This is a genomic window from Streptomyces sp. A18 (genome assembly GCF_059026065.1).
The window spans coordinates 287,403-308,017 of record NZ_JBWLKL010000006.1; the positions used below are offsets into that span (position 1 = coordinate 287,403).

At 69.8% G+C, this 20,615-nt stretch carries 19 protein-coding genes and 1 pseudogene; 7 read left to right on the forward strand and 13 right to left on the reverse strand.

Going from position 1 to position 20,615, the window contains the following annotated elements; translation table 11 throughout:
- Positions 1-52 precede the first annotated feature (52 nt).
- Both AC5P1C_RS13265 and AC5P1C_RS13270 read right to left on the reverse strand, forming a co-directional pair.
- On the reverse strand, positions 53-3,127 hold the full coding sequence (locus tag AC5P1C_RS13265) for an endo-alpha-N-acetylgalactosaminidase family protein (protein WP_493865960.1): 3,075 nt from the start codon (positions 3,125-3,127) through the stop codon (positions 53-55).
- Positions 3,128-3,494: 367 nt separating this feature from the next.
- The gene (locus AC5P1C_RS13270; RefSeq protein WP_493865961.1) at positions 3,495-4,376 is read right to left on the reverse strand and encodes a S1 family peptidase; all 882 of its coding nucleotides are present in this window, start codon (positions 4,374-4,376) and stop codon (positions 3,495-3,497) included.
- A gap of 164 nt (positions 4,377-4,540) precedes the next feature.
- Between AC5P1C_RS13270 and AC5P1C_RS13275 the strand changes: the two genes are divergently transcribed.
- Positions 4,541-5,452, forward strand: coding sequence for a hypothetical protein (locus AC5P1C_RS13275; protein WP_493865962.1), 912 nt, complete (start codon positions 4,541-4,543; stop codon positions 5,450-5,452).
- 24 nt (positions 5,453-5,476) lie between these two features.
- On the opposite strand, the gene AC5P1C_RS13280 is transcribed toward AC5P1C_RS13275, so the two are convergent.
- The 3 genes from AC5P1C_RS13280 to AC5P1C_RS13290 form a co-directional block, all read right to left on the reverse strand.
- Positions 5,477-6,334, reverse strand: coding sequence for a pentapeptide repeat-containing protein (locus AC5P1C_RS13280; RefSeq protein ID WP_493865963.1), 858 nt, complete (start codon positions 6,332-6,334; stop codon positions 5,477-5,479).
- Between the two features lie 87 nt (positions 6,335-6,421).
- Positions 6,422-8,008 carry a DEAD/DEAH box helicase gene (locus AC5P1C_RS13285; protein WP_493865964.1) on the reverse strand — a complete coding sequence of 529 codons (1,587 nt, stop codon included), beginning with the start codon at positions 8,006-8,008 and terminating at the stop codon, positions 6,422-6,424.
- Positions 8,009-8,102: 94 nt separating this feature from the next.
- Positions 8,103-8,306 (reverse strand): cold-shock protein, encoded by a 204-nt coding sequence (locus AC5P1C_RS13290; RefSeq protein WP_160504463.1) that lies wholly within the window; start codon positions 8,304-8,306, stop codon positions 8,103-8,105.
- Between the two features lie 498 nt (positions 8,307-8,804).
- On the opposite strand from AC5P1C_RS13290, the gene AC5P1C_RS13295 reads away from it, so the two are divergent.
- On the forward strand, positions 8,805-9,752 hold the full coding sequence (locus AC5P1C_RS13295) for a tyrosine-protein phosphatase (protein WP_493865965.1): 948 nt from the start codon (positions 8,805-8,807) through the stop codon (positions 9,750-9,752).
- 28 nt (positions 9,753-9,780) lie between these two features.
- On the opposite strand, the gene AC5P1C_RS13300 is transcribed toward AC5P1C_RS13295, so the two are convergent.
- The 3 genes and pseudogenes from AC5P1C_RS13300 to AC5P1C_RS13310 form a co-directional block, all read right to left on the reverse strand.
- Positions 9,781-10,506: a vWA domain-containing protein gene (locus AC5P1C_RS13300; protein ID WP_493865966.1), complete on the reverse strand. Its 726-nt coding sequence runs from the start codon at positions 10,504-10,506 to the stop codon at positions 9,781-9,783.
- A 184-nt stretch (positions 10,507-10,690) separates the two neighbouring features.
- Positions 10,691-11,647 (reverse strand): annotated as a pseudogene (locus tag AC5P1C_RS13305) (FAD-binding protein); the annotation flags it as partial.
- An 11-nt stretch (positions 11,648-11,658) separates the two neighbouring features.
- On the reverse strand, positions 11,659-12,222 hold the full coding sequence (locus tag AC5P1C_RS13310) for a 2-keto-4-pentenoate hydratase (protein WP_493865967.1): 564 nt from the start codon (positions 12,220-12,222) through the stop codon (positions 11,659-11,661).
- Between the two features lie 94 nt (positions 12,223-12,316).
- On the opposite strand from AC5P1C_RS13310, the gene AC5P1C_RS13315 reads away from it, so the two are divergent.
- Positions 12,317-12,748, forward strand: coding sequence for a flavin reductase family protein (locus tag AC5P1C_RS13315; RefSeq protein ID WP_493865968.1), 432 nt, complete (start codon positions 12,317-12,319; stop codon positions 12,746-12,748).
- Here the strand turns inward: AC5P1C_RS13315 and AC5P1C_RS13320 are convergent.
- The gene (locus tag AC5P1C_RS13320) at positions 12,718-13,368 is read right to left on the reverse strand and encodes a helix-turn-helix transcriptional regulator (protein ID WP_493865969.1); all 651 of its coding nucleotides are present in this window, start codon (positions 13,366-13,368) and stop codon (positions 12,718-12,720) included. The genes AC5P1C_RS13315 and AC5P1C_RS13320 overlap by 31 nt on opposite strands.
- Positions 13,369-13,455: 87 nt before the next feature.
- Here AC5P1C_RS13320 and AC5P1C_RS13325 point away from each other — a divergent pair, with 87 nt between their 5' ends.
- The 3 genes from AC5P1C_RS13325 to AC5P1C_RS13335 all read left to right on the forward strand — a co-directional run bounded on the left by AC5P1C_RS13325 (position 13,456) and on the right by AC5P1C_RS13335 (position 16,317).
- Positions 13,456-14,586 carry an LLM class flavin-dependent oxidoreductase gene (locus tag AC5P1C_RS13325; protein ID WP_493865970.1) on the forward strand — a complete coding sequence of 377 codons (1,131 nt, stop codon included), beginning with the start codon at positions 13,456-13,458 and terminating at the stop codon, positions 14,584-14,586.
- Between the two features lies 1 nt (position 14,587).
- Positions 14,588-15,328: an SDR family NAD(P)-dependent oxidoreductase gene (locus tag AC5P1C_RS13330; RefSeq protein ID WP_493865971.1), complete on the forward strand. Its 741-nt coding sequence runs from the start codon at positions 14,588-14,590 to the stop codon at positions 15,326-15,328.
- 95 nt (positions 15,329-15,423) lie between these two features.
- On the forward strand, positions 15,424-16,317 hold the full coding sequence (locus AC5P1C_RS13335) for an alpha/beta hydrolase (protein ID WP_493865972.1): 894 nt from the start codon (positions 15,424-15,426) through the stop codon (positions 16,315-16,317).
- 89 nt (positions 16,318-16,406) lie between these two features.
- On the opposite strand, the gene AC5P1C_RS13340 is transcribed toward AC5P1C_RS13335, so the two are convergent.
- Positions 16,407-17,507 (reverse strand): hypothetical protein, encoded by a 1,101-nt coding sequence (locus AC5P1C_RS13340; protein WP_493865973.1) that lies wholly within the window; start codon positions 17,505-17,507, stop codon positions 16,407-16,409.
- A 15-nt stretch (positions 17,508-17,522) separates the two neighbouring features.
- A complete protein-coding gene (locus AC5P1C_RS13345; protein WP_493865974.1) occupies positions 17,523-17,741 on the reverse strand; it encodes a hypothetical protein in 219 nt (72 codons plus the stop codon).
- Positions 17,742-17,854: 113 nt separating this feature from the next.
- Between AC5P1C_RS13345 and AC5P1C_RS13350 the strand changes: the two genes are divergently transcribed.
- Entirely contained in the window at positions 17,855-18,754 is a 900-nt protein-coding gene (locus tag AC5P1C_RS13350) for a chitosanase (protein WP_493865975.1), read from the forward strand.
- A 21-nt stretch (positions 18,755-18,775) separates the two neighbouring features.
- Here the strand turns inward: AC5P1C_RS13350 and AC5P1C_RS13355 are convergent, their stop codons facing one another.
- Both AC5P1C_RS13355 and AC5P1C_RS13360 read right to left on the reverse strand, forming a co-directional pair.
- A complete protein-coding gene (locus AC5P1C_RS13355) occupies positions 18,776-19,609 on the reverse strand; it encodes a carbohydrate ABC transporter permease (protein WP_493865976.1) in 834 nt (277 codons plus the stop codon).
- Entirely contained in the window at positions 19,606-20,598 is a 993-nt protein-coding gene (locus AC5P1C_RS13360; protein ID WP_493865977.1) for a carbohydrate ABC transporter permease, read from the reverse strand. The genes AC5P1C_RS13355 and AC5P1C_RS13360 overlap by 4 nt, the downstream gene beginning before the upstream one ends.
- Positions 20,599-20,615 lie beyond the last annotated feature (17 nt).

Genomic DNA, 20,615 nt, shown 5'->3' on the forward strand with positions numbered 1-20,615 from the left:
GGCCTCTCGGGCCTCTGGGGCTTCTCCGGCCCCTCCGCCCTTTTCGGCTCGCTCAGATCTCGCGCACCTCGAAGGCGTCCAGGACGAACTCCGCGGTCCCGTCGTCCCCGCTCTTGCGCAGCCCGACCCACGCATCGCCCTTGGCGGGGGCGGTGAACTCGTAGGTCAGGACGGTCGGTTCGGTGGCGACGGGCAGCTCCTTGCGGTCGACCTCACGGGCGCCTGGCTCATCGACGGCGGTGATCCACGCGTACTGCCCCGCCTTCTCGTTCTCGTACCGGAAGGTGACGCGGTAGCGCTTGCCGGGCGCGAAGCGGGCCGTGTGCGGGACCGTGCGGTAGACGAGCCCCTTGTTCTCACCACGGGACTTGAGCGACTGTCCGCCGTCGATGACGTCGTCGATCGCCTTGCCGTTCCAGCCGCGCTGCGTGTACGGGGCGTGCCGCTGCGCGATGTGTGTACGCGGGTCGGTGACATCCCCCGCGTCGCCCTTCACGAACGGGCCCCAGCCCTGCGGCACATGCTCGAAGTCCTCGGACGCGATACCTTCGGGGGCTCGCCCCCGCTCGGCTGAGACGATGCGTACGTTGTCGAAGCGCACGCGCGCGTGGCCCGCGTCGGCCCGGAGCGTCAGCTCGGCCGGGCCGCCGCCCTCGGGGACGGTGAACGGCACGAACATCCGCTGGAAGCGGGTGCCGTGCTTGCGGTCGGCCGCGACGTAGTTGCCCGCCGTGGAGGTGCGCGTCCAGTTCGCGGCGGTGACGCCGTCGGCGGTGCGTACTTCGAGGGCTGCCTTCCGCTCCTCGCCGGCCTTCTCGCCGACCTCGACCTGCACGGAGGCGACGTACGCTCCTGCCTTCAGACGGCTCAGCCGCTGGCCGACGGCGGCCTTGCCGCCCGAGGCGATGACGAGTTCGTAGTCACCGAGCTTGCTGAGCTCGACGGTGGCGGATCCGGAGACCTTCCACCCGTCCAGGGAGCCGGAGTTGAACCCCGGGTCGTGCAGCGGCGTGGCCTGCCCCCAGTCGGGGTCCGGCATGGCGGAGGGGCGCCTGCGATACAGGACGTAGGGCTGCTTGGCCTCGGCGTCGAGGGTCACCTTGCCGCCGCGCACCGGAACATCGGCGACGAAGACCCGCCCTTGATCGGTGAGCCGGTACAAGGCGACTTTGCCGGACCCGGACCACCCGCGCGGCAGCTCCCAACTTCCCTTTCCACCACGGGGGTTGTAGTGGTAGAGCTTGCCGGGGTCGGTGGCCTTGCGGGGCTCCCAGGGGAGCAGATAGCTCCCCCCGTCATAGACGACGCGGCCGTCGGTCACGATCCGGCGAGTGCCACCCGCGTCGGAGACCTTCGTCGACCCGTCCCCGAAGAAACTGATCTCGTGCTCGCCCCAGGACTTGATGGGATAGGCCTGGAGATATTTGGCGGGCAGCGAGTCGGTCCAGATCAGATCGTAGAAGTACGCCCAGTCGGTCTTGCCGACCCACCCCTCGAAATTGCCCATGCGGGCAATGCCGAGAAGGGTCGGCCACTTGTCGGCGAAGACGTCCTTCTGATGGTTCCGGATGAAGCGGATCAGCCGGGAGTTGATGCCCCGGGATGTGTCGGGCCCGTAATCCGGTTCCGTCGCCCAGTGCGACCAGACGGACGAGCGCTCGAAGCCGTGGCCCCACTCGCTGGTGACGATCCAGCCCTGCCCCCGCAGCGCGCGCTGAAGCCGGTCGGAGGTCCACCCGGACTCACGGAACACGTCGATGTAGAGAGCGTTGAGCGCTCCATCGGCCTCGTCCCGCAGATCGGCGAATCGCTTGATGATGTCGCCGGACACGAGATCCCGACGCTGGTCGATGCGGTAGCTCTGATCCAGCCAGTCCCACTGCTCATCGGCCTTGTCGACGAGCTTCTCGGAGAAGGCGTTGGCGACGGGATAGGACTCCGTGGCATTCACATGCACGCTGAAGTCGCTGTTCCACTTCTTGCCTTCCCTGACCAGGGTGTTGAGGTCGTCGAGTCCACCGGCGCGAGCGTTGTAATTCCCCGCATAGTCGGGGTGGGCGGAGTCGTGCCCCTCGGACTGATAGCCCTTGAGCAGGGTGTACTGCCGCAGGCCGTCCGTGGCGAGATGGATCCGCTTCACGTTGTCGAGGGTCGCCAGGAATGGATTCGTGGCCTGCGAGGCGAAGTTGAACGGAATGTGCGGGACGACACGCAGATGCTGCTCGTCCGCGCCGAGCGGCTTCACCATGATGTCGCGGAACGCGATGGCGGCGTCCTGCCAGTCGACCTTGCCGTCTCCATTGCGGTCACCGGTGACGATGACGGTGGCGTACGGAAGGGGCTCGGTGTCGCCGACGGCCGCGGTGGCCGCGCGGTGCGTCCACTGCCCGGGTGCGAGCCGGGCCTCCACGTAGCCGCTCTTCCTGACGGTCTCCCGCCAGAGCCGCCCGTTGTCCCAGGTGGTCCCGGCCTCGGTGGTGGGCTTGTCGTAGACGGTGTTGGTCTCGACGGCACCGCCGAGCGCGTCGTGCGCGACGACGGCGTAGGCGCATCCGGTGGCCGCCTCGGCGGCGGTGTCCGGGGCCGGCTTGACCTCGGTGTCCCCACTCTTGGCCTTGTCGAGCTGGATCTTGGCGGCGAGGAGGGTGGCGCCTGGCTGATCGCTGCGTACGGAGAGGAGGGCGAGTCCGGGGATACGAAGGGTCCCGACGCGCAGGGCGTCAGTGTCGTCGATGCCGGTCACCCGCCACTGGACCTGGCGCCCCTTGAGGGCGATCTCGACGGTGAGGGTGGTGCCGCCGCCAAGGCGCAGGACGTACTCGACGCGATCGTCCCCCTTGAGGGTGCTGGTCACCTCAGGGGTGTGCGTCTTGTCGTCCACCAGGAGTGTGGTGACGGCTTCCGACTGTGCGTGCAGGACCGCTTTGGAGGCGCGGTCCGTGTACGAGATGACGCGGGGGAAGTCGGTGGCGACGCGCACGTCGAGTTCGGCGGAGCGAAGGACGGCTTCGCCCGGCGCGGCGGTCGCGGTGCCCCCGAGGCCGATGGCGGCGCTTACCCCGGCCAGCGCGCCCGTGGCGACTACGGCTCTGCGGCTCGGGCCGGACGTGTCTGACGGCTGCTGCATGGCACCCCTCCGTGGGACGGATCTCGGTGCGGTCACCCTGCGCCGGAAGGGACACGCGGGCCCATGGACAAAGGGACCCCAGGACTTGGACTCTCCCATCCGCCCGATTTCCCCGCAGCGACCATCGATCGGCAGCGGTCGGCAGCGCGTGCGAGGGGACGTACCGGTATGTCCGCCCCGGAGCACGGCTCGCGGCGCTCCGGAGCCGGTGCAGCCCCACGGCCACCGGACGATGGCGAGGACGGACACACCGGCGCGGCCCCGCCCCACAGCCGAACCAGCAGCCGGACCAGCCCCGCGACCCGCACAAGCGAACGCGGGGCCCGACCAGTAGCCGGTCGGGCCCCGCGCAGCGTCCAGCGGAAACTCAGAGCTCCGAAGCCGCCTTCTCTATGTCACCGGCGAACGTCGACACCTCGGTGTAGACCCCGGGGAACTTGGGCTGCGCGCACCCGTTGCCCCAGCTGACGATGCCCACCTGGATGTACTCACCGGCCTCGTCCTTGCGGAACATGGGGCCACCGGAGTCACCCTGGCAGGTGTCCACGCCGCCCTCCGCCAGCTTTCCGGCGCAGAGCTCCTCGCCGGGCGTGAGGTCGGCGCCGTACGCGGCCTCGCAGTCCGCGTCGCTCACGAAGGGAACCTTCGCCTTGAGGAGGTAGCGCTGCTGCTCGCCACCCTCCTTGTCGGCGCCCCAGCCGGCGATGTCGAACTCGCCCTCGTTGTACTTGGTGTCCTTGGCGATCTTCAGCGTGGGCTGGTCGATCGGCTTCTCGAGCTTGATGAGCGCCCAGTCCTTGCCCTTGCCGTTGTAGCCCGGCGCCTGCAAGACCTTCGTGGACTTCACCTTGATCGCGTCCGGGCTCTCCAGATCCACGACACCACCGGTGGCGGTGATGCTCGTGTTGTCGCCCGAACCGTCCACACAGTGGGCGGCGGTCAGCACGATGTCCTTGGCGTACAACGCACCGCCACAGCCCATCGACAGACGGACCATGAACGGGAATTCACCCTGCTCGGCGGGGGTGCCGCCGACCACGCGCTCCCCCGGCGTGGGGCCGGGGTGCGGGGCCGCGGAGGCGGCGACGGGCTGGAGACTGACGACGGCGAGGGCGATGGCACCGAGGGTGGCGGCTCTCTTGACTCCACGCAGCTTGGTGTTCAACGGGCTTCCCTTCGTGGGGGGTTCGTGGGGGGTTGCGCGCGTCCGCGGGCCCACTCCCTCCCGCCGAGAGCACGAGAATGGCATGAGCCCGCCAAAGCGTTGGATCGGATTATGGAGATCGGTGTCCGCATAGAGCAAGGGGCGGTTTTCGGCCACGGGTCCGCGCGTGGACTGGTTCCGGACGCGGGGGCGCGGCTTACAGTGGAAGCGAGTTGAGACGACTCGGACCGTCTTCTGGGGGTGCGCACGTGACGGACGGCGGGCCGGTGGTGCACGGCTACCCCCACCTGGAGACGGTGCGCTCGGCGATCACCGCGCTCTACAAACGCCTGTCGTACGACACCGTCCACACCTTCGACACCAGCATCATCCCCGCCGCCGTCGCCTTCTCCGACCAGGACGACCTGCATCTGGGCGTTCAGCGGGTGGCACGCGAGATGGTGCGGCACTTGCGCCTGCCGGACGCCCGCATGATCGTCAGCTTCCGCGAGATGGAACACGCGGCGTACGTCGAACTCGCCGCGGGGCCCGAGTACTTCATCGAACTCAACGACCGGTTCCGCACGCATCGCAGGGACATCGGCGCGGCGCTCGCCCACGAGGTCATGCACGTGTATCTGCACCGGCTCGATCTGGCGTTCCCCGGCACACGCGACAACGAGATCCTCACGGACACCGCCACCACGTACCTGGGGGCAGGTTGGCTCCTCCTGGACGCCTACCGCGAAGACGGCGCCTCGTCACAGAAGCTGGGCTATCTGACGCCGGAGGAGTTCGGGTACGTACTCGCCAAGCGGGCCATCGCCTTCGGTGAGGCGCCGGAGACGTGGTTCACCAGCGCGCAGGCGTACACGGCGTACACGAAGGGGCTCGCGCAGGCCCGACGCGACGAGCAGCAGCCGCCGCTGACGGCGGCGGGGTGGGCGGGGCGGCGGCGGTACGCGAAGGATCGGCGGTATGCGCAGGAGCATGGCTCCGGTGGAGCGGGGGCGGCGCCCCGGGGTGGGGCGTACTCGTTCTCCCACGAATCCGGCGGGGCCGGGCCGCTGCGGGTCTCGTTCCCCTGCCCCACGTGTCAGCAGCGGATCCGTCTGCCGGCTCGGGGGCGGGTGCGGGCGCGGTGCACGTTGTGCCGGACGGTGCTGGAGTGCGATACGTGACCGGGCGGGGCGGAACGGCAGCCCCTAGCTCCAGTGGGCGGGGCGGGTCAGGGACGGGGGCAGCTTCGTATCGGCGTCGCCCTTCGCCGCGTTCACCTGCGACTGGGTCAGGAAGATGCTGCCGGTGAGGTCCGCGCCGCGCAGGTCCGCGTCCCGGAAGTCCGCGCCGATCAGGTCGGCCTGACGGAGGTCGGCGCCGCGGAGGTCGGCGGCGATGAGGTAGGCGCCGCGGAGGGTGACGCCGCGGAGGTCGGCGCCCTTGAGGCGGGCGCCGAAGAGATCGGCTCCCCGGCGGTCCTTCTTCTTCTGGCGGATGCCTGTGCGCACGAGGTCGCTGGTGCGGAGAAGGAGGACGTTGACGTCGGCACGGTGGGCGGCCACGTCCGTATCGGCGACGGCGGCGGGGGCCCCCTGGGTGAGGTGCTCGGTCTTGTCGAGGGCGCGCTGGAGCTCGGCGCGGATGGGGCCGGTCTGCGGCAGGGCGAGGGCCTCGGTCAAGTACCAGAGCAGTTCGTGGAGTTGGCGCATCACCGGGAACACGTCGAACATCTGCCGGGCGGTGTCGGGGTCCTGCCGCCAGTCGGTGCCGCCGTATGTGGCCCGGGAGACCTTCTGACCGGCGCCGAAACAGTCGTAGACCGTGCAGCCCGAGAAGCCCTTCTGCCGCAGCTTCTGGTGGATGCCGCAGCGGAAGTCCTGCTGGAGGTTGGTGCAGGGGGTGCCTGCGGCCTTGTCGACGGGGAAGTCCGAGGACTTCGAGAAGGTGAGGGCGACGCAGCAGAGCCCGAAGCAACTACCGCAGTCGGCCCGCAGATGCTGCCGGTCGTCGCCCTCGACGAGGGGCAACAGCTGACTCCGGGGCTGCTTCTCGTTTTCAGTCATCAGATCCTGGGCGGGAAGGCGTGTTCGGTCAGGGGTGGATGCGGGGCGCCGGCCCGGCAGGGGTATGCCCCCCGCCGGGGCCGCGCACTAGGCCGCCCGGCGCCCGGCGCCCCCGCTGGGACGACCGCCGCCACGCCTGGCACGGCCACCACCGGTGCCGGTACCGCCGCCCCCGGAGGGCCTGCCGCCCTGGCCGCCGCCCTGCGACTGCCCCTGCGGGCGAGCCCGACGCTGGCCGCCACCCTGCCCGCCCTGCCCGGCGGGACGCCTGCGCCCACGCTGGGGCGAGGCCTGCTGCTGCTGGGGGACCTCGATGACCACCGGCACACCGGACGGCTCCCGCGCACCGGTGATGCGCGCCAGCTCCTCGTCCGTGGACTTCACTCGCGCCGTCTTCGGGTTGATCTCCGCGTCGGACATGAGACGCGTCATCTCCCGCTTCTCGTCCGGCAGGACGAGCGTGACGACACTGCCGGACTCACCGGCACGGGCCGTACGCCCGCCACGGTGGAGGTAGTCCTTGTGGTCGGTGGGCGGGTCGACGTTCACGACCAGGTCGAGGTCGTCGACGTGGATGCCGCGCGCCGCCACGTTCGTGGCGACAAGCGCGGTGACCTGGCCTGTCTTGAACTGGTCCAGGGTCCGGTTGCGCTGCGGCTGCGAACGGCCGCCGTGCAGACCGGAGGCGCGTACGCCGTTGGCGAGCAGCCGCTTCGTGAAGCGGTCCACCGCGCGCTTGGTGTCCAGGAACATGATCACCCGGCCCTCTCGGGCGGCGATGCGGAGGGCCACTGCCTTCTTGTCCGTCTCGTCGGCGACGTACAGGACGTGGTGCTCCATCGTCGTCACCGCGCCCGCGGACGGGTCCACCGAGTGCACGACCGGGTCCGTCAGGAACATCCGGACCAGGCGGTCGATGTTCTTGTCCAGCGTCGCCGAGAACAGCATCGTCTGGCCACCCCGCTCGACCTGCTTCAGGAGTGCGGTGACCTGCGGCATGAAGCCCATGTCGGCCATCTGGTCGGCCTCGTCGAGGACCGTCGTACGCACCTGCGAGAGATCGGCGTCGCCGCGCTCGATGAGGTCCTTGAGACGGCCGGGGGTCGCGACCATGATCTCGGCGCCCCGGCGGAGCGTACCCGCCTGCTTGGTGATGGACAGGCCGCCGACGACCGTCGACATGCGGAGGTTCACGGACGTCGCGTACGGCGTCAGCGCGTCCGTCACCTGCTGCGCGAGCTCACGCGTGGGGACCAGGACCAGGGCGAGGGGCGAGCGCGGCTCGGCGCGGCGGCCCGCGGTGCGGGCGAGCAGCGCGAGGCCGAAGGCGAGGGTCTTGCCGGAGCCTGTGCGGCCACGGCCGAGGATGTCGCGGCCCGCGAGGGAGTTGGGGAGCGTGGCCGCCTGGATCGGGAAGGGCTCGGTCACGCCCTGTGCGGCCAGCGTCTTCAGGAGGGCCTCGGGCATGTCCAGGTCGGCGAACGCCTCGACGGCGGGCAGCGCGGGCTCGATGCTCTCGGGCAGTGCGAATTCACCGCCAACGGGCCTCGGCTTGGCGCGGCCGGGCTTCCTCGCGGCGCCCTTCGCCTGGCCGCCGCCGGCCACCGGGGCCTTTCCGCGTGCGTTCGTGGAGCGCCCGCGGGCAGGACGTGCGGGGCGTTCGGAGCGATTCATACGGAAATGCCTTCCTGGACCTGGTGACAGCACAAGCCGGGACCCGCACCTTTCGGGTGCGGGCCCCGGCTATGAGGTTCGCGTGCTACGAACGTCAGGCGGGAACGATGTTCTCGGCCTGCAGGCCCTTCTGGCCCTGCGTGACGTCGAAGGAGACCTTCTGGCCCTCGAGGAGCTCGCGGAAGCCCGAGGACGCGATGTTCGAGTAGTGGGCGAAGACGTCGGGGCCGCCGCCGTCCTGCTCGATGAAGCCGAAGCCCTTTTCAGCGTTGAACCACTTAACGGTGCCAGTTGCCATGTCAATCTCCTCAACAGGGGCAGAGTAAGGAAAACCACGGAATTGCGGATTTCCAAGCGCTGCAATGACCCCCATCCCGGAGAGACCGGAAAAAAACAATAATGCGCCCTCGGAGCATTCCCGTCAGGCGCACATAAAGTTCATGGGTACCAAAACTGCGACGCATAAGCCTAACACGGACGAGGGACCCCCTGTTCCCGGACCCCTCGGGCCGCACGGGGCCGGGGCCGCACCCCGTTACTCCACTCGCACCAGAGCCTTGCGGGGCCGAACCGCACCGGGCCGCCGCCCGCCTCTCCGAGCAGCGGACGGCGCGCCGCCGCCACGGGGCGCCGTCGCCCCACTGATGACACCTGTCACCAGACGGATCGACGCTCGGTCGAAATCCTTGCGCACACACCTTCCACGGCGCCGCAGCACCCCGCTACCTTCGACCAAACAATCGCTTGGTTGATAGACGTGTGGCCATGGCGACCGCTACCGAAGGGAAGGCGGCCAATGCGCATCACCCGCACACGCACGGCAGTCGGAGTCGCGATCACCGCCCTCGCCCTGGGCGCCCTGCCCACCTGGGCCGCCCAAGCCGAGTCCAGCGCCCCCGCGCGCGGCACGGCACAGCACGCCCCGCACCATCCCCACCGGGCACACGACGGCGTACGCCAGATACCCCTCCAAGGCGCCGTGAACGTCAGGGACCTGGGCGGCTATCGCACCTACGACGGGGACCGGGTCCGCTACGGGCAGGTCTTCCGCGCCGACGCCCTGTCGAAGCTCACCGACGCCGATGTCGGCTCCCTGGCGAAGCTGGGCCTGAAGAAGGTCGTCGACTTCCGGGTGCCCGCCGAGGTCCAGTACGACGGGCCCGACCGGCTGCCCGCCGGGCTCACCCCGACGTCCCGGGCGATCAGCGACAACGGCCTCTTCACGACGCTGATGACCGCGATCGGCTCCAAGGACCCGGCCAAACAGGAGGAGATGCTGGGCAACGGCAAGGCGGAAGCCTTCATGCGCGACGTCTACCCGACCTTCGTGAACGACGCCGCCAATCGCGCGCAGTTCGGGGCGACCCTGCGCGACATCGCCGGCGGAGGCAAGAAGGCACCGCTGCTCTACCACTGCACGTCCGGCAAGGACCGCACCGGCTGGACCAGTTACCTGCTGCTGCGCGCCATCGGTGTGCCCGAGCGCACCGCCGTACGCGACTTCCTGGCGTCCAACACCTACCGGGCCGCGCACGACGCGAAGGTGCGCGAGGGACTGAAGCAGAGCGGCATGATGCAGGACCCGGACCTGCTGATCCCCCTCCAGGAGGTCCGCACCAGCTATCTGGAGGCGGCGCTCGACGAGGTGCGGAAGGAGTACGGAAGCCTCGACCGCTACCTGAAGAAGGGGCTCGGGCTCGACACGCGGACCATCATCGCGCTCCGCGAGCGCATGGTCGACTAGACCCTGGGACCGCCGCGTACGGCGCGGGTCAGGGGGCGACGATCCCCTGCTCCCGCGCTGCCGCGAGCCACTGGGGGAACTCCCCGAGCAGGTGGTCGTAGAGCTGCTCGTCCGGCACCGCCCGGGGCTTCTTGCCCGCGTGGAAGAAGCCCGCGTTGTCCACGATGCGCTGGGCGGGGACGGCGAGTTCGTCCAGCTTGCGGAGGTAGTCGAACTGCTTGCTCTTCGCGTTGCCGAAGCCGATGAACTGCCAGAACAGCGGGAGCTTCGCCGCCTTGCAGAGATACCGCTCGGCTGCGGACTTGCTGCTCGGACCGCCGTCGGTCTGGAAGACGACCAGGGCCGGCGCCGTGGAACCGCTGTCCAGGTAGTGGTCGATGACGGCGTCCATGGCCAGGTGGTAGCTGGTCAGGCCCATGTGACCGAGCCCGGAGACGATCTCGTCGATCCTGCCGTGGTGGCGGTCGAGGGCGATGTCCGTGACGGCGTCCACATCCGTGGAGAAGAAGACCGTGGGCACGACGCCGTCGTCGTCCAGGTGTGCGGACAGGCCGAGCACGCGCTCGGCCAGGGCCTGGACGCTGCCGTTCTTGTAGAACGGCCGCATGGAGCCGGAGTAGTCGACGACGAGATAGACGGCGGCGCGCTCGCCTTCGAGGCCGTGCTTGCGGAGGCTGACTCCGGCGCTCTTGTAGAGGCTGACAAGAGCGGGCGCCGTCTCCTCCACCTTGCTCAGACTGATCGCCGGTCGCATGTGCCGCTCCGCTCTCCCGTCCGTCGGCCCCAGCAGTGGGCGGGCCCGCTCCAGGGGCCGAGGGTACGGGAGAGCGGAGCGGCACCGCGTCAGCCGGCTGCCGCCGCGATGTCGGTCCCCTCCTGGCTGATCCTGGACGCCAGGTCTCGGCGGCGTACATCGCGTCCACGAACGCGTGGTACGGCGCGGCCTCGTTGGCGTACCGCTCCCCCGCCGCGTTCACGATCACCATGCCGGGGATGCCGCGGTCGGCGACCAGGAAGAACGGCTTCTCGCCGGGCGGGCAGAGCGACGGCGCGCCCCACACCTTGTCCAGCAGGTCGGTGGCGGCGCCCAGTTCACCGGCCAGGCGCAGGGCGTCGCCGACCTGGCCCTCCGAGGCGTGGGTCCAGGCGGTCGATGTGGGCGCGGGGAGGTGCTTCTCACGCAGCTCCTGGTCGTGCGAGAAGCCGCCGGACGCGAGGACGACGCCGCCTTTCGCGCGGATCGCCAGGGTCTTGCCCGCCCGGGTGACGCGGATGCCGGTGACGCGGTCCGCGTCCTTGGCCCAGCCCGTGAGCGGCGTCCCGAGCCACAGGTCGCCTCCGAGCTTCTGGGTCGACATCCGCAGGCGGGCGATCAACGCCTCGCCGAGGGACAGGGGTTGCTGCCCCGACATCAGGGCCTTCGCCGCTCGCGCGCCGACGCGCAGGGAGCGCCGCCGCCCCGCCCAGGTGCGGCTGACCATGTTCAGGAACCGGAAGTCGTACGAGGTCATGGTGAGCCCGTACGTGGGCAGTCCCGCCCTGCGCATGGAGTGCCGCAGCACGCCCAGCTTCTTGAAGTCGACGATGCACGGCTCGATGGAGCGGCCCTGCGCCATGCCGCCGAGCGCCTCGGGGAAGTAGTCCGCGTACCCGGGGGTGTACATGAAGCGGACGTCGGTCCTGTCGTGGAACTCCCGGACCATGCACGGTCCTTGGTCCAGATAGGCGTCCGTGCGCTCGGCCGGGACGCGGTCGCCGACCGTCGCGTCGAGATAGGCGCGTGCCTTCTCGCGGGTGTCGCCGAGCCCCGCCTCGTCGAGGTGGAAGTTGTCCGGCACCCAGATCGCGCCTCCGGAGAGGGCGGTCGAGCCTCCGTAGAGCCCGGTCTTCTCCACGACCAGGGCGCTCAGACCGCGCAGTCCCGCGGTGACGGCGGCGGCGAGGCCCGCGGCGGGTCGCGCCCTTCCCCGATGACGTATCCGGCGGACGAGGCGTTGTCGGCGATCGTGTCGGCGATGGTGATGCGCCAGTCGGCGATCCGGCTGTCGATCAGCTCGAGGGCGGGCACGACGCGCTCGGTGGCGGCGAGCACGTCGGCCACCGTGCAGTCCTCGCCCGGCAGATCGTCACCGAGCACGAAGCCGACCTCGACCTCGACGCGGGGCGCGCAGTAGCGGTCGACCGGCACGGGCTGACCTTCGGCCAACTCCATCTCGTCGAGCAGGTGGCCGTAGTCCGGCTCGTCGACGCCCATCATGCGCTGCATCACGGGGGACGAGAGGCCGACCTTGTGCCCGTTGACGCGGGCACCTCGGGCGGTGCGCCGCCCGATGTTGATCAACTGGATCTCGTACGCGTCCTCGGTGCCGATCCCCGGAAAGGCACCGCCGAGCGGCGCGACCGGCATCCGGCTCCGCTCGGCGGCACGCAGCATCGCGGCGGCCTCCTGCCTCCGGTGATCCGTGAGCATGGTGGCTCCTCCAGGGGGCGGTGGGTGATGCGACCGACCGTAGGTCGCGCCGGCCGATGCCCGGGAGCCCGGATTCCCGCTGAGCGGGAACGCCGTGATCACGGCCGTCGCCGACGACGGACGCCCGGCCGGGATGGCCGTCCAGTCCTTCTCATCGGTCTCGCTGACCCCGCCGCTGATCTGCTTCTGCCCGGCGCACACCTCGTCGACCTGGCCACGGATCCGAGCGGCGGGCCGCTTCGCGGTCAACATCCTCAGCGCCGAACAGGAGCCGCTCAGCCGCCGGTTCGCGGTGACGGGCGGCGACAAGTTCGACGGGGTCCGCTGGACGCCGGGCACGCACGGGGCGCCGCTGCTCGACGAGGTGCTCGCCACCATCGAGTGCGACCTCGACGCCGTACTCGACGGCGGCGATCACGCGATCGCGCTCGGCAGGGTCACCGCCCTCGCCGCGCACCGCACGGCCACCGACCCACTCGTCTACTTCCGCCGCAGCTACGGACGCGTGCCGCGCGCACCGCGCTGACGGCCGCCGCTCCCCCGCCGCTCAAGCTCCTCGATGTCGGCCAGCATGTCGTCGGCCAGATCGCGCTCGGAGCGGTAGTAACGCTCGGCCCACTTGAGGGTGAGGGTGGGGTACGCCCACGCCTCCTCACCCTTGGCGCCCTCGACGTCGACCTCGGCGCGCACCCGCATCGTCTCGGCGAACTCCCGGTGCCCGGCGAGGACTTCGCGCATCTGCTCCGGTTCGAGGAGGTGCCCGAGCCAGAGCCGCAGCATCGGGCCGTGCTTGAGGACGGGCGGATCGACGGGGGCCTCGCGCGCCCACGTACGGACGGCGCCCATCCCCTCTTCGGTGATCCGGTAGACCCGCTTGTCGCGGGAGCCGGTCTCCTGCGCGATCATCCGCGAGGTCGCGAATCCGGCCTTCTCCAGCCTCTTCAGCTCGCTGTAGATCTGGCTGAAGGACGGGCTCCAGTAGAAGAAGCGCAGCGACCAGTCCGACCACTTCTTGAGGTCGTAACCGGACAACTCCTCGCCGAACGAGAGCAGTCCGAGCACCGCCCAGCTGGTCGCGGGCAGCGCGGACAGCTCCGCCCCGCGCTCGGGGGCGCCCTCTTTCGCCTTGCTCTTCTTCTCCGCCACACCCGCAGTCTACGGACCCCCTTCCCCGATCCCGCGTATGCCTGCTAGAAGTATTCCTATTAGAAATAGCTATCCGCGGAGGAGCCCATGAAGTTCTCCATGATCTTCGAGGCCCAGCTGGCCGACCCCACCCCCGAGCGCGAGCGCCAGGTCCTCACCGACTGCGTCGAACAGGCCGTCCAGGCCGAGGAGATGGGCTTCGACCGCGTCTGGGCGGTGGAGCACCACTCCCTCACCCAGTACGCGCACATGAGCGCGTCCGAGATCTTCCTGACGTGGGTCGCCGCCCGCACATCGAAGATCCGCATCGGGCACGGCGTCGTGACCATGCCGTTCGGCTACCAGCACCCGGTGCGTGTGGCCGAGCGCGCCGCGATGCTCGACGTCCTCTCGGGCGGCCGCGTGGACATCGGCGCGGGGCGCGGGGCGACGAAACAGGAGATGTCGATGTACGGCGTCCGCCCCGAGGACACCTACCCGCAGATGGAAGAGGCCCTGCGGATCTTCTCCTCGGCCTGGCGCGAGGAGCAGTTCGAGTGGCACGGCTCGATCGACGTCGGCCCGGGAGCGATCCTGCCGCGCCCCGTCCAGGACCCGCATCCGCCCCTGTTCATGGCCTGCTCCAAGCACGACACCCTCAAGCTCGCCGCCGAACTCGGCATCGGCGCCCTGGTGATGGGCTTCGCGGGTGCGGACGACGTACGCGAGATGCGCAAGGTGTACGACGAGGCCATCGCGACCCGCACCGGTGACCGCTTCGTGTCGACGGAGGTGAACAACCACCTCTCGGCCCTCTGCCCGACGATCGTCCTGGACGACCCGGACCTGGCCCTGCGGCTCGGCACGCGCGGGCAGCGATTCTTCGCCGAGTCGATCGCGCACTGGTACGGCAACGGGCCGGCCCCGGCGTCGTACGCCGAGACCGACGACGCGGCCGACCACGTGGCGGCCCTGGCCAAGGACCGCGAGGAACTGGTCGCCAAGCTGCACGAGGCGAACATCCCGGCCCGCCCGGTGGACACCGGCACGTACAACGCCGAGCACGCGTACGGGACCGCCGATACCGCGATCGCGTACGTCGAGCAGCTGCGCGCGATCGGCGTGGACGAGGTGACGTGTCTGATCCAGATGGGCACGGTGCCGCAGGAGGCGTGCATGGAGACCATCCGCCAGTGGGGCGAGAAGGTCATCCCGCACTTCAGGGCGTTGGAGGCGTGACATGAACTCACTCGGACTCGACGGCAGGACGGTACTGATCACCGGCGCGGGGCGCGGCCAGGGCGCGGCGGAGGCGCGGCTCTTCGCCGATGCGGGGGCGCGGGTCGTGGTGACGGACGTGAGGGAGGAGGAGGGCCGGGAAGTCGCCGGCTCCCTCGGCGGACAAGGGGTGTTCGTACGTCACGACGTCACGGACGCGGCGAGCTGGGCAGCGGCCGTGGACCAGGCGCTCAAGGCCTTCGGCCGCCTCGACGCGCTCGTCAACAACGCCGCGCTGTGGCGCACGGCGTCGGTGGAGGACGAGACGTACGAGAACTTCGAGACGCTGATCCGGGTCAACCTCCTCGGCCCCTTCCTGGGGATCCAGGCGGTGCTTCCCGCGCTGAAGGAGGCGGGCGGCGGCTCGATCGTGAACGTCTCGTCGACGGCGGGCCTCGTCGGGATACCGGGGCACGCGGCCTACGGGTCGACGAAGTTCGGCCTGCGCGGGCTCACGCGGTCCTCCGCCCTGGACCTGGCGAAGTACGGGATCCGGGTCAACTCCGTGCACCCCGGGGCCATCGACACCCCGATGATCGCCAACGTGTCCGGGGCCGCAGGCAAGGACTGGTCGCATCTGCCGCTGGGCCGGATGGGGCGGCCCGAGGAGGTCGGGGAGCTGGTCCTGTTCCTCGCGTCGGAGGCGTCGTCGTACATCACGGGGACGGAATTCACGGTGGACGGGGGGTCGACGACGGGATGAGTTCTACTGAGCCTGCTGAGCCGACCTCGGCTGAGCCTGCTGAGCCGACTTCGCGCGACCCGTTGACTCCGCTCGCCCGGAAGGTGTGCGACGCGATGGCGGCCGGGTTCCCGGACCCCGCCCACGGGCCGCTGGACCCGGACGCCCTGCGGGCGGCGTCGCGGGCCGGGCTCGGCCTGCGGCCCGTGCTGCCGATCCGTTCGGTGACGGAGCGGGTCGCGGCGGGGGCGGTACCGGTGCCGGTGCGGATCTACGACGACGGGGGCGAGGACGAGGGGCGGGCGCTCATCGTCTTCTTCCACGGCGGCGGATGGGTGCTGTGCGATCTGGACACCCATGACCGGCTGTGCCGTGAACTCGCCGTCAGGACCGGGGCGGTGGTGGTCTCCGCCGACTACCGCCGGGCGCCCGAGCACCGCTTTCCGGCCGCCGCGGACGACGCGTTCACGGTGCTCGAGTGGGCCACCGGGCACACCGGTGAGCTGGGCTGCGATCCGGCGCGGGTCGTCGTCGCCGGGGATTCCAGCGGGGGGAACCTGGCGGCTTCCTGCGCGCTGCGGGCCCGCGACGGTGCGGGGCCCTCGATCGCCGCCCAGCTCTTGATCTATCCGGTGCTCGATCATCGGCTGGCCGGTGATTCGGCGTCCGCGTACGCCTCCGGCTTCTTTCACACCACCGCGCACATGCGCTGGTACTGGGAGCAGTACGTCGGGCCCGGCGGGCTCCCGGGTCATCACGCCGCGGCTTCGCCCGGCCTCGCGGACGATCTCGCGGGGCTGCCACCCGCGTTGGTCGTGCTCGCGGACTGTGATCCGTTGCGGGACGAGGGGCTCGCGTACGCGCGACGGCTCGCGGGGGTGGGCGTCGCCGCGGAGGTCCGGTTGTATCCGGGGGTATTCCACGGGTTCCTGGGAGCGGTGGGGGTGTTGCCGGAGGCGGAGGGGGCGCTGGCGGGGGTCGGGGAGTGGGTTCGCGGGGCCGGACGCTGACACTCCCCGCCCCGCCCCTCCCGGGCCGTATGCATGTGCGGCCCCCGGCACGCCAAGCTCGGGCAAGGCGCCCCCGCCAGGGCCCGCTCCTACTCCGCCTGTTCCTGGAATGCCGGCAGCGTGAAGATCCGGGTCTTGGCGGCATCGTCCATCAGTTCCACCAGCGGCATCACCAGCTCCCAGAGGCCCTGCTTGTCCACCTCCAGGGCAAGTGCGTCCAGGTCGGGCGCGGGCAGCGCTCCCGCCGCGTCGGCGACCACCTTGCGGGATTCCTCCGGGAGCAACTCCACCAGCGGCAGGAACTCCGCCCACAGGCCGGTCGCCACCACTGCCCGTACGACCCCACCCAGCACATCCGCGTCCCGCAGGGACGGCAGCACAGCGACCGCCCGCCGCTCCTCGTCCCCGAGCAGCGCGACCAGCGGCAGCAGTGACTCCCACAGGTCCTGTTCGCTCACCGTCACGACGAGGGAGTCCAGTTGCTCCGGCGGGCGCGCGGCGGCGAGCGAGGCGATACGGGCCCGCTGCTCCCCCGTCACCATTCCGGCGACGGCCAGCGCCTCCGGCCACAGACCCTCCCCGGCGGCCGAGGCGATGACCGACGCGAGCCGTTCCTCGCCCATCAGCTCGATGATCTGGCCGAGCCGTTCGGGCAGGTCGATCGTGAAGCCGGTCCGCAGGACGGCCGCGTCGTCCACCTGCGGCAGGATCCGTTGGAGCGAGGAGTCCCTGAGGTAGCCGACGAAACGGCCCATCGTCAGGTGGTCGCCCCGCGCGGCGAGCGCCACCGCGATCCGCACCATCAGGCCCTCGTCGAGCCGGTCGACGATGGCCTTGATCCTGCGCGGGTCGAGATGCCCGCACGACTCCGCCGTGAACGGCACCGGCAGCTTCTCGATGATGTCCGCGGCCCGCGTCGGTTCGAGGCGCCCCGCGACCCCGGCGGCGAGCCGCGGGCCCAGTGCCTTCTGCGAGATCGCGGCGGCGACCCCGGCCGGCACCAGCTTCGTCGCGGACGCGATGCGGTCCAGCATCTCCGGCGTACGGTCGAAGAGCGCCGCGACGCAGCTCTCGCGGAAGCGGCGTACATCCTCGACGGGAAGCGCCGCCAGGAAGGCGAGCTCGTCCGGCCCGACGTCGAGGAGACGCGCGATCTTCAGGGTTTCCGCCCTGCTCCGGAGCTTGTCCATGGTCCGCTCCCCTCCCTATCGGAACAGAATCCGGCGCACGGGACCCCGCGCCAGCGACGGCACCAGTTTCAGCGCCTCCTCGGCGGCCTCGTTCAGGCCGGACGCCCTGCTCTCGCGTTCCCGCTTCAGCGCGTCGGCCAGCAGCGTCAGCTGCTCGGGCGCCAACTGGCGGAAGGATTCCGGTGGTTCGTCCCGCAGCTCCTTGCTCAGCCGCTCCCGCGGTTCGGTGCTCATAGGGCCTCCCATGACCGGGTACGGCTCCCGAGACTGATGCGAGATTGACTATTAGTCAATAGCGCCGGATCCGGAAGGCGCGCTACCGCGAAACCACACGTAATCTTGTGCGAATGAAACGTGCAGGCCTCCTCTTTCTCGCCGTCGCCCCGGTCGCCACGATCGCCGTCTACCTCATGGGCGGCGACTCGGACAGTGCGGACGCCGGAGCCGATGGGATGCCCTCCGGCACCCAGCGTCCTTACGACAAGGACAAGTCGGCGGCCGAGATCAAGGCCGACGACGAGCTGATCGCGGACCTGCCCGCCGGCCTCGCGTCGCCCGCCAAGAAGGAGCTGGCGCAGAAGCTGGTGACGAGCGCGGAGAACTCCACGCTGAACTGGCGCGGCCAGTACGGCTACATCGAGGACATAGGCGACGGGAACGGCTACACCGCGGGCATCATCGGCTTCTGCACCGGCACCCATGACCTGCTGACCCTCGTCGAGCGCTACACGAAGGACCACCCGGACAACGGCCTCGCCCGCTATCTGCCCGCCCTGCGCAAGGTCGACGGCAGTGATTCCCATGAGGGACTCGACCCCGGCTTCACCAAGGCCTGGAAGGCGGAGGCCGCGAAGCCCGCGTTCCGGAAGGCCCAGGACAGGACGCGCGACCGCGTCTACTTCGACCCGGCGGTGCGTCTGGCCAAGCTCGACGGCCTCGGCACGCTCGGCCAGTTCATCTACTACGACGCGATGGTCCTGCACGGCCCCGGCACGGGACCGCGCGGCTTCTACGGCCTGCGCGAGGCCGCACTGAACGAGGCGAACACGCCCGCGCAGGGCGGCAAGGAGAAGGCGTACCTCGACATCTTCCTCGACATCCGCACCAAGGCGATGAAGGAGAAGAAGGCCCACCGCGACACGAGCCGCGTCGAGACGGCCCAGCGCCAGTTCCTCTACGACGGCAATCTGGGCCTGAAGACCCCGCTGACGTGGAAGGTGTACGGGGAGACGTTCAAGGTTCCGTAACCCTGAACGCCCCCCACTCGCTCAGCCCTTGACCGCTCCCGCCGCCAGGCCCGAACCCAGCTTCCGGTGCACGATCACGAAGAAGATCATCACCGGCACGGTGATCAGCGTGGAGCTGGCCATGACCGGGCCCCAGGCCGTGGAGTTCTCACCGAAGAACTGGTAAATGCCCACGGCTGCCGTGTACTTGTCGCTGCCCTTCATGAAGGTGTACGCGAAGACGAACTCGTTCCACGCCGTGATGAAGGCGAAGATCGAGGTCGCCACGAGTCCGGGCGCCACCAGCGGAAGCAGCACCGACCGGAACATCCGGAACCAGGACGCTCCGTCGATGTACGCCGCCTCCTCGACCTCCTTCGGCACGGTCTGGACGAACCCGCGCAGGGTCCAGATCGCGAAGGGGAGCGAGAGGGCGATGTAGACGATCGTCAGGCCGAGCAGCGAGTTGAGCATGTCGTAGTCCCGCATCTGGATGAAGAGCGGAATGACGAGCGCCTCGAGCGGCACCATCTGCACGATCAGAACCATGATCAGTACGGAGGTGCGGAAACGGAACTTGAAGCGGGCCACCGCGATCGCCGCGAAGAGCGAGAGCAGTCCGGCCGCCAGGATCGTGCCGAAGCCGACGAGCGCCGAGTTCAGCAGATACGTGCCGAAGTTGCCCTTCTCGAACACGTAGGTGAAGTGCTCGAAGCTGATGCCGCTCGGCAGCACGTCCGAACCGCGGGTGATCGCCTTCGGATCGAGCGCCGTGGAGATCATCCAGTACACGGGGAAGAGCGCGAAGAGCAGCAGCGCGGCGACCGCGACGGGCAGCCCGATGCGTGCGGCGGGTGTGGTGCGACGGGCGCTCACAGGTCCTCCTCCCCCTGCCGGAACAGCGTGCGGATGTAGACGATCGTGATGGCCAGGAGCAGGAGCGTGAGCAGGACGGCTGCCGCCGCGCCCGTGCCGTAGTCGTTCTTGGCGAAGGCCTGGATGTACGAGAAGACGCCGAGGTTGTAGACCTCTTCGTTGGCGCCGTCGCCGCCCGGCATCAGATAGATCTGGGTGAAGACCTTGAAGTCCCAGATGGTGGAGAGGATGGTCACGACGAGGAAGACCGGCTTGATCGTCGGCACCGTGATCTTCCAGAACCGCTGCCAGGCGTTGGCGCCGTCCAACTCCCCTGCTTCGTAGAGCTCCTTGGGGATCGTCATCAGGCCCGCGAGGACGGTGATGGCGACGAACGGGAAGCCGTGGTGGACGACGTTCAGGGTCGCGATCGCGTAGAACGGTCCGCGCTCGGTGAACCAGTTGGTGGTCTCCGGGTCGATCAGTCCGATCGAGCCTGCGATCTGGCTGACCATGCCGTCCTGCGGCTGGAAGAGCCAGATCCAGACGTAGGTACCGGTGACGGCAGGCATCGCCCAGGCCGCGAGGATCGCGATGGAGCAGATGAGGCGCCAGGTCGGGCCGAGACGGTTGAGCAGCAGCGCGACGAGCGTGCCGAGTGCGACGGTGAGACCGACGCAGGCGATCGCGAAGAACGCCGTGTTGGGCAGGACCGTCTTCCACAGGAGTGCGCTGCCGAGCAGGTCGGCGTAGTGGTCGAATCCGGTGTACGTCCCCACTCCGCCGCCGAACTTGACGACGTAGTCCTGCATCGAGAGCTTGCCGACCTGGATCAGCGGCCAGAGCAGCAGGCCCGCGAGGACGACGAGGGACGGGGCGAGGAGCAGCCACGGCCGGGTGAGACCGACCAGTTTCTTCTTGCGGAGGGCCGCTTCGTGTTCCGGCCGGGGGGCGGGGCGGCGGGCCGTGGTGTCTTCCTCGGGCCTGCCGCCGACGAGCGTGTCTTTCACAGTGCCGACTCGCCCTC